Origin of the sequence: Microcystis sp. M144S2, from assembly GCF_020246065.1 — a bacterium.
Classification (GTDB): Bacteria; Cyanobacteriota; Cyanobacteriia; order Cyanobacteriales; family Microcystaceae; genus Microcystis; species Microcystis ichthyoblabe_A.
The window spans coordinates 60,186-69,220 of record NZ_JADBTR010000044.1; the positions used below are offsets into that span (position 1 = coordinate 60,186).

A 9,035-nucleotide genomic window follows, 5' to 3' on the forward strand; every position below is an offset into this window, starting at 1 on the left:
CTTTGTTAGAATGATGAGATGGGTAATGGCTTTGAGTTGATTGGAGAACTAACCGAAATAGAGATTATCGCCGTCAACCTCTCTATTCGTGAACTCAGAAGGCTAAAAGCGCAGTTTGGGGGTCGTCGATGGCGAAAGCTAAAAGGAGTCGGCTTAGTTCAATTTCCTAATGGAGAAATCCGCAAAGCTGAACTACACTGGTATGAGTCTCATTAGTGCAAGGGAAGTGACGCAAACCGAACGAGAAGCTTATGAAGAGGGATGAGCCAGAAATGGAAGATGATTTACGGACAGAGTATGACTTGAAGCACCTCCGAGTTAGAAAGTTAGGCTCTGGAAGAAAAAGCTTTGGTGGAGTCACTGTGCGCTTGGAGCCTGATGTCGCGGAAATGTTTCCCACTGCTGATGCGGTTAACGAAGCATTAAGATTGTTGATCAGAGTAATGCGAGATAACAAAACTCTTGCTTCTACAGTACAGGCTAACCTAAAGGCTGAGTCCTGACAAAATGCAGGGCGGGATTGAGTATTTATAAGAAAGCGAAGGGAATGGCGAATAAAGCTATAGTCTCGAATTAGATGCGATCACGCTATATTTGTAGAGGGCGATCGCTTTTTGTGTTATAATCCTAGTACAGCCTGGCAAATTCCTTTTCTGTAGGGGCGTATGGCATACACCCTCCCTTAGATAACCTTTTCTTATCACCACAAATACGGGAGAGCCGAAAAATTACTATGAAAATTCAAACAGATTTGACGATTCCTGAGATTGAGGAAATTAGAAAAGAGGGAGTTAAAGCTCTCGTAGAGAGATTGGGAATTGCTAAAGCGGCTTTCTTTCTAAGAGAAACAGCATCCCAACCTCTAAATTATTTAGAAACTAAAGATCAGTTATTTGGTGAAATGACAGCGACGGATATTTACGATCAAATTAAAGGCGGCTATCACTGAAATGATTGAGGAAATTCGTCAAAAAGTTAGACAAAACCAATTGGAATTTTCTCAACACGCTGTCAATCAAAGTATCCTGCGTCAGATCAGTGTTCAAGAATTACGGGAGGCGATGGAACAAAGCGAAATTATTGAAGATTATCCAGCTGATAAGTATGGTGCAAGCTGTTTACTTTTGGGATTTACTCTAATTAATAGAGCCTTACACATTCATTGTAGCTATCCCTCTCGCCCTTTGCTCAAAATTATTACCCTATATGAACCCGATCCAAATTTATGGATTGATTTTAAATCAAGGAGAACACCAGATGTCAACTAATTCTAGACAAGAAACCTTAATTGAACAAGAAGTTACCTATACCCTTGAAATCAATGGCAATTTTTTTATTATAGAAAATGTCCCCGCTAGAGTCTGTGTAGAAACGGGAGAGCGTTTTTTTGCACCAGAAACTGTCGAACGCTTGCAGGAAATTGTCTGGGAAAATAAGCGACCAAAACGGGTAATTGAAACACCAGTATTTGACTTTGCTAGTTAGTGTTTAATAGAAAACTGGCAAATCGAGCAACAATTGAAGTCTTAAATTAGGGGCGATTGCGCTATATTTGTAGAGTGTGATCGCTTTTTTGTTTATAATAGTTAAAGACACGATAAATTGATTCAAGTCAAGCCCATGCCACTAACTCTTAATTTAACATCGGAAATCGAACAATATCTCAGCCAAAAAGCGACGGAGAAAGGTCTTTCTCTAGAAGATTATGTCCTCAAGCTACTTAAAGATACTATTTTAGAACAAGAAAAACAGACCAAACTGGTTAATTTACTTCAATCTTGGATTGATGAAGAAGATGAACAAGAACAACAAGAAACCGGTGAATATTTAATCGAAGCACTCGATCAAGATCGTTTATCTGAGCGTCCTTTATTTCCGGCTGAACTAAAGGGAGTAACTTGGTGAATAGAGTAGTTTTATTAGATACGGGAATTATCGGTTTAATTACTAATCCTAAGCGAGCGCCTGAAAGTCTAGCTTGTAATTGTTGGCTACAAACACTAATTAAAGCAGGTATTAGGGTTATTCTTCCAGAAATTGCTGATTATGAGGTGCGTCGAGAGTTGTTACGCGCTAACAAGATTAAAGGAATTAAGCGACTGGATGAGTTAGCTAACTCAATAGAATACCTAGCCATTACAACGGATGCAATGCGAAAAGCTGCTTTATTTTGGGCGCAGGCACGCCAACAAGGACAAATTATCTAAAATCCTTATTCATCCCCTAAATAAGCTTCAATCACCGCAGGATTCTCCCTGACTGTAGCTGGATCTCCCAAAGCGATTAACTTACCGAAATCTAACACAGCAATGCGATCGCATAATCCCATCACTAAAGGCACATGATGTTCGATTAACAGGACAGTCAAAGCTAAATTATCGCGGATTTGTCGAATTAGCTGACTTAATGACCCCTTTTCGCTGGGATTCATCCCGGCTGCTGGTTCATCGAGGAGTAATAACTGGGGTTGCAAAGCTAAAGCGCGGGCAATTTCCAAGCGTCTTTGATCGCCATAGGCTAAATTACGGGCTTTGCGATTGCTTTGGTCGGTTAATCCAACTAAATCTAATAATTCCGCTGCTCTTTTATAGGTTTTTTCCTCCTCCCTTCTCGAAACTGGTAAACCGAAAATTCCCGTCCAGAGATTGGAGCCATTGTGAATGTGACCAGCGATCGCAACATTTTCTAAAGCCGATAATTCACCAAATAAGCGCAAATTCTGGAAAGTACGGGCAATTCCTGCCTGAGCGATCTGGTGAGGACGATAATTCGCCAGACTGTCGCCTTGATAAATTAAATCACCACTCGATAGGGGAATTAAACCGGTGATCAGATTAAATAAAGTCGTTTTTCCCGCCCCATTGGGTCCAATTAAGCCAAAAATCTCGTTTTTTTGTACCTGAAAGGAAACCCCATCGACGGCGACTAATCCCCCAAATCGACGGGTGGCTCCGCGCACTTCTAATAAATTTGCTTGCATCCTTGTTAACAGATTAAATTAGTCGATTTTACTCGATCAAGACGATTGCAAGTAAGCATTGCACCGACCAAAAAAAAGATATTTCTCAGGAGATTTACCCTGAAAGAATCAGTTGTCAAGATTTATCGGGCAGTTATTTTGATCAGGAAACATTCTACACAATCCCCACCAGATCAGCAAGACGGCTCACCACTACCAGCGAATCACTACCGATAACGAAAAACTGCCATAATTGCAGAAATGTCCTCATCTAGCCAAAAGGCGATCGCTATTGATGAAAAATGACGCTAAAATTATCGATCTCGTCATCCGGCTGTTTTTTCTCGGCCTGTTGTTATTTGCCGGTTTTACCCTGCTGCGTCCCTTCCTAACCATGATCCTCTGGGGAGCAATTCTAGCGATCGCTTGGTATCCGATCTTTCTCTGGTTAAAAAAGTTACTCGCTGGCCGGGCGAAACTAGCCGCAGTTCTCCTCACCCTACTTTGTCTAGGGATTATTATCGGTCCGGTGAGTGGCATTGCAGCGGTTCTGGCGGGTAATCTGCGAACGCTGGCCGAGTATATCGATACTGGTGCGGCGGTGATTCCCCCTCCCCCCGACGATGTGGCCACCTGGCCGCTAATTGGCGAAAGGATTGCCAGTCTCTGGCAGCAGGCATCCGATAACACAGGTCAATTTCTTCAACGCTTCGAGCCACAATTAAAAGAACTGGGAAAAATCTCCCTTTCTCTGGCCACCAGTACCGGTCTGACGGTGCTGAAATTTATCGCCTCGATTCTGATTGCGGCAGCCCTCACCCTCTCGGCTAAAAATCTGACTCGCCCGATGAACCGGTTAGCGGAAAAGATTGCCCCAGGTCGAGGAATTGCGCTGGCCGGTCTTACCGCCTCCACCGTCCGCAATGTTAGCCGCGGTATTATTGGCGTTGCTATTATCCAGAGTCTTTTGATCGGCATCGGTTTAGTAACGGTGGGAACGCCTGCGGCCGGTTTATTAACTCTCCTCACCCTAATTTTGGGCATTCTCCAAATTGGCCCCGGTTTGATTGTCTTGGGGGCGCTGATTCACGCTTGGGTAACACTACCCCATTCCATCGCCCTATTATTTACCATCTGGATGATTCCCGCCACCTTGGTGGATAATTTCCTCAAGCCGATTTTAATGGGCCGCGGTCTGCCCATTCCCATGGTGGTGATTCTGCTCGGGGTGTTCGGGGGAGTGATCGCCTACGGGATTATCGGTTTGTTCGTCGGGCCGGTTCTGCTCGGTCTCTGCTACGAGTTAGTTAGGGCTTGGATTGGCGAGGATAGCCCCGAACCAGTGGCAAATAGCCATGATTAGCCAATCTAAGGGCGGATATGTCTAATTTTTACCTTAATCTTTCCAGGGAACTTAGGAAAAAAAGATTAATTTAGCCACGGTTCCGGTTAAGCAGATTGAGGTAAAAGTAGGCTCATCTAAAGGGAAGGTTTCTTCAGTTGGTGACAGCAAGCAATCAAACCGCAGAAACCGGACTGAGGTGAGGAGAATGTTCAATTTAAGACATAGGTAGTGATTTGGCTCTTCTAGGTTCTGTGTGATCAGCTTAACTTACCATAGAAGCGATCGATCTTTGTGTCCTTTGTGTCTCTGTGGTTCGTTCCACCCCCTCGCTAGGAGGAATGTATCTTAGAATACATTTTACCCACCAAATCCAAGAGAGCCGTGATTTGAATGTGGTGGTTGGTTTATTGTAAGAAGATAAAGGTGTATATTTGGCTGGTAATTAATAGAAAAACAAGGAAAATTACTGATTTACATTTAAAAAATTTAATTCGTTGATCAGTTTAAAAACTATGACAAAGTTTGCCAGCTTTTGAACAAAAAACTATTTTTTATCCCCCAAATATTACCCATTTATCGTCTCTGATAAACTTGGTGTATTTATTGATTTTTATTATTTATACAAATCTTGCTAGGCAAGGCTTTAAAGACCATATTTTCGAGAATTACTTCTATTATTCTCCCTTACACACAGAAACAATAAGAGGCAATTTATCCACTTAATTATCTTTTTTATAATTGGGCTACAGTTTTTGAAAAATAGTCTTAGTATTTACTCGGTTGATTGAGAAACCCTGACCTAGTAAGCTAGGACGCATTTACGCAACGAATTTTAACTGCGTCTCAAGAAGTAATTTAAATGCACAGGCAGCTTAATACTTCCACGTTTTTTCATTCTCAATAATGCTGTCTTTCTTGCTGTGACTCATCAGGCTCTTGGATAAATTTAAGAAAAAATTTATTTTTTCCTAGAACCTGTCCATTTATGATGTAAGCAAACAAGAGATTTAGCCCCAGGGCAGAAAAGTTGGGCTAGTCTTTTTCCCTAACCATAAAGAGAAAACAGAAACAATCCAACACCCCCAAGTAATTGACCGATTAATTTTCGGAAAATGGGGTGTGCCTGGTGATGAAGACAACACAAGTAAGTTCCAACTTATCTAGTACAGATATGTCATCTCTAGAAGATTCTTTGAGTTTTGAGCAATCCTTCCCAATCACGGCTGATTTAACCGGTTCCGACGATTTAACTGTATCGAAGGAAACTTCTCCCTTAGCAGTCCTGAACTCTAACCCCTCCCCATCTACAGTCTCCTCGGAGGCTCCTACGGTTTCAGCCTCCCCTGCTGCTAAGAGTTCCCCATTGTTTCCCGCTTCTCTTAGTATTGACTCTTCTCGTTATCCCACCAGTCCAGGGTTGGGTCTTGCCTCTGTACCCAGTGCCGCTCCCGTCACCTCAGAGCTAAAACCGCCGGCAACTAGCACCCCTGCTCCTTATGCTCCCAATCAACTGATTGTCAAGTTTAAGCAAGGGATCGCCAGCGCCCAAGTTGCTCAGTTTCAGTCCCTCTTTGGTGCTGTTAGCACCCAGAAGATTAAACTAACGGGGGCAGAGGTTTGGAAGTTATCGGGGTCGCTCTCTGTGGAGAAGATTCTGGCACAATATCGCTCCAATCCGATTTTTGAATACATTGAACCCGACTATATTCTGACGAAAGGCACAATCACTCCGAAGGCGACATTCCCCAATGACCCCAGTTTTGGTCAACTGTGGGGATTGCATAACACCGGACAAAGTGGCGGTACTCCCGATGCCGATATTGATGCCCCGGAAGCCTGGGATATTCAAAAAGGCAATCCTAATTTAGTGATTGGGGTTATTGATTCGGGGGTGGACTACAGCCATCCCGATTTGGCCGGTAATATCTGGACAAACCCAGGGGAGATTGCCAACGACGGCATTGACAACGATGGCAATGGCTACGTTGATGACATTCGCGGTTGGGACTTTGCCTACAACGACAATGACCCGGGTGATGTTGATGGTCACGGAACCCATGTGGCTGGAACTATCGCAGGCAAAGGAAATAATGGGGTCGGCGTGACAGGGGTGGCTTGGAATGCCAAAATCATGCCACTGAAGTTCCTTGATGATACGGGGTCAGGCTGGACTTCCGATGCCATCTTGGCAATTAACTATGCGACGGCCAAAGGAGTTAAGCTCACCAATAATTCCTGGGGAGGCGGCGGTTTTAATCAAGCGCTCTACGATGCGATTAACGCGGCGGGTCAGGCGGGGGCTTTATTTATTGCGGCGGCTGGTAATAATTCGGCTAACGCAGATATTAATCCCATGTATCCTGCGGCCTACAATCTTGACAACATTGTTAGTGTTGCTTCCACCACCCGCACCGATGCTCTCTCTTCCTTTTCCAACTATGGCTTAAACAGCGTAGATTTGGGTGCGCCTGGTTCAGACATTTACAGTCTAGCTCCTGGTGGTGGATACGCGACCCTTTCAGGCACATCCATGGCCAGTCCCCATGTGGCGGGGGCGGCGGCTTTGTTGTGGTCACAAAATCCCACTTGGACAGCCCAACAGGTGAAAAACACCTTAATGAATACGGGGGATTCTATTGCGGCTTTAGCAGGGAGAACGGTTTCTGGTAAGCGGCTCAATGTGTTTAACGCTTTGGCGGCGGCTAACTTACCTTCTGTAACCGTCAGCGTCAGTCCGGCCACTGTGCAGGAAGACGGTGTGACTAACTTGGTTTATACCTTTACTCGCACTAACTTAAACCTGAGTTCTCCCCTGACCGTTAACTTCGGGGCGAGTGGCATAGCCAACGCCGCCCCGGTGGGAAGCGACCCAGCCGATTACAACGTATTAACAGGTAGTGCTGTCACCTTTAACCCGACGACAAAACTGGGAACCGTCACTTTTGCTGCTGGTGCGACAACGGCAACGGTCGTGGTTGATCCCATTGCTGACACTATTGCCGAAATCGCCAACGAAACAGTGGCTCTCACGGTTAATAGTGGCACCGGTTATATTGGCGGTTCACCCGGAACAGCCACAGGAACGATTGTTTCCGAAGAAACCCTACCGATTTTTAGTAACCCTAACCCGATTACTATTCCTGATAGTGGTTCCAGTACCCCCTATCCTTCCACTATTAATGTTTCAGGCTTAAGCGGTAATATTAATAGCCTGAAAGTAACGCTGACAAACCTGAGCCATACTTGGCCCGATGATATTGATGTATTACTGGTGGGTCCCACGGGAACCAAAGCCCTATTAATGTCCGATGTGGGTGGCTCAAGTGATGTCAGTAATGTCAGTCTCACCTTTGATCCGACGGCAACCTCCTTCTTGCCTGATTCAGGGCTAATTACCAGTGGCAGTTATAAGGCCACAAACTTTGGAACCGGTGATTTCTTTAACTCGCCCGCTCCCGGTGGCCCCTACGGTACGGATTTCTCCGTATTCAACGGCATCAACCCCAATGGAACCTGGAGCCTCTATGTTGTGGATGACGCGGGATTAGACGTGGGAACTATTGCTGGTGGTTGGTCAATGCTTATTGGTACGGGGGGCGGATCGACGAAAACAATCTCGATCGCCAAAACCGCCGATGGTAAGGAAGCAGGTTCAGTAAGCAGTGTCTTTACCCTGACCCGCACTGGCGACCTCTCCAGTGCCTTAACGGTTAACTACACCTTGGCGGGGGCAGCGACTCCTGGTGTGGACTACACAGGCACTACTCGTAACACCGTCACCTTTGCGGCGGGTTCCCGCAATGCTACCATCACTCTGCCCACCAAAGATGACCTCTTGAGTGATCCCAGTGAAACCATCATCACCAGAATTACCGCCCCCGTCGGCTACACGATTAGTGGACCTAGCGCTGCTACGGCCACCATTCTTGACAATGATGGTAACGCAGCCCATAACAACTTGGTCGGGACGAGCTTTGCCGATGCCCTGGCTGGAGTGGTAGGTAATGACACCCTTAGCGGTTTAGGAGGCAACGACACCCTCGATGGTGGGGCTGGTAATGATAACCTGACAGGCGGTCTTGGCAAAGATACCCTGACGGGAAGCACGGGATCCGATACTTTCAATTACAATTCCCTCGGTGAGTCGCTGCTGACTGGCTTTGATGTTATTCAAGGCTACAGTGGCACAGGTGCTAGTCTTGATCGCATTAATGCCCCTGGGTCTATTGCGGCAATCACTTTGACCGCATCGAAAGGGACAGCTTTGAATTTAAGCGCAGCCGCTATTCAAGCTGTCTTAACCAACACTAACTTTGCTGCTAACACGGCGGCGGCTTTTAAAGTGAGAGGTCAAAGTGGTACTTTTATCGCTCTCAATAATGGAGTGGCGGGTTTCCAAGCCGCTAATGATGCGATCATTCAACTGAGTGGTTACAACATTGCTGTGGCCAGACCAGTGCTAGTGATCTAGATCGAGAGATCATTTAAGTTTGCGGGCAGTAGGAGACTCTTCTCCTACTGCGACTGGCGGTCTTTCAAATGTTTAAAGGGTTTTTATCTGGATTGTGCAGAAACTCAACAAAATGCAGAAATAGACCTCTTGCAAAAGTCTTAAGTCGATCCTTGTACAGCAACATTTTTGAAGATTATCAACTACTAATAAATAATTAACTGAAAGTCCCTCCCATTATTGTTTCTATCGTTTGTTTTCGGATTTATGCAAGAGGTCTA

The 9,035-nt window shown here is 45.3% G+C and carries 10 protein-coding genes; 9 read left to right on the forward strand and 1 reads right to left on the reverse strand.

Going from position 1 to position 9,035, the window contains the following annotated elements:
• Positions 1-18: 18 nt before the first annotated feature.
• From IM462_RS05945 to IM462_RS05975, 7 genes are all read left to right on the forward strand, one after another.
• The gene (locus tag IM462_RS05945) at positions 19-216 is read left to right on the forward strand and encodes a hypothetical protein (RefSeq protein ID WP_002739967.1); all 198 of its coding nucleotides are present in this window, start codon (positions 19-21) and stop codon (positions 214-216) included.
• Positions 217-251: 35 nt separating this feature from the next.
• Entirely contained in the window at positions 252-503 is a 252-nt protein-coding gene (locus IM462_RS05950) for a hypothetical protein (RefSeq protein ID WP_002793757.1), read from the forward strand.
• Positions 504-733: 230 nt separating this feature from the next.
• Positions 734-949, forward strand: a complete 216-nt coding sequence (locus tag IM462_RS05955; protein ID WP_287702659.1) for a hypothetical protein — start codon at positions 734-736, stop codon at positions 947-949.
• A gap of 1 nt (position 950) precedes the next feature.
• Positions 951-1,268 carry a DUF4258 domain-containing protein gene (locus IM462_RS05960; protein WP_002755280.1) on the forward strand — a complete coding sequence of 106 codons (318 nt, stop codon included), beginning with the start codon at positions 951-953 and terminating at the stop codon, positions 1,266-1,268.
• A complete protein-coding gene (locus IM462_RS05965) occupies positions 1,207-1,485 on the forward strand; it encodes a YgiT-type zinc finger protein (protein WP_002795314.1) in 279 nt (92 codons plus the stop codon). Before IM462_RS05960 ends, IM462_RS05965 begins: the two co-directional genes overlap by 62 nt.
• Before the next feature lie 135 nt (positions 1,486-1,620).
• Positions 1,621-1,905 (forward strand): hypothetical protein, encoded by a 285-nt coding sequence (locus IM462_RS05970; protein ID WP_149988462.1) that lies wholly within the window; start codon positions 1,621-1,623, stop codon positions 1,903-1,905.
• Positions 1,902-2,207 (forward strand): PIN domain-containing protein, encoded by a 306-nt coding sequence (locus IM462_RS05975; protein WP_002739492.1) that lies wholly within the window; start codon positions 1,902-1,904, stop codon positions 2,205-2,207. The genes IM462_RS05970 and IM462_RS05975 overlap by 4 nt, the downstream gene beginning before the upstream one ends.
• Before the next feature lie 5 nt (positions 2,208-2,212).
• Here the strand turns inward: IM462_RS05975 and IM462_RS05980 are convergent, their stop codons facing one another.
• Entirely contained in the window at positions 2,213-2,980 is a 768-nt protein-coding gene (locus tag IM462_RS05980) for an ABC transporter ATP-binding protein (RefSeq protein WP_287702662.1), read from the reverse strand.
• 274 nt (positions 2,981-3,254) lie between these two features.
• Here IM462_RS05980 and IM462_RS05985 point away from each other — a divergent pair, with 274 nt between their 5' ends.
• The gene (locus tag IM462_RS05985; RefSeq protein WP_287702664.1) at positions 3,255-4,322 is read left to right on the forward strand and encodes an AI-2E family transporter; all 1,068 of its coding nucleotides are present in this window, start codon (positions 3,255-3,257) and stop codon (positions 4,320-4,322) included.
• Positions 4,323-5,475: 1,153 nt separating this feature from the next.
• A complete protein-coding gene (locus IM462_RS05990; protein WP_287702666.1) occupies positions 5,476-8,775 on the forward strand; it encodes a S8 family serine peptidase in 3,300 nt (1,099 codons plus the stop codon).
• Positions 8,776-9,035: the final 260 nt, after the last annotated feature.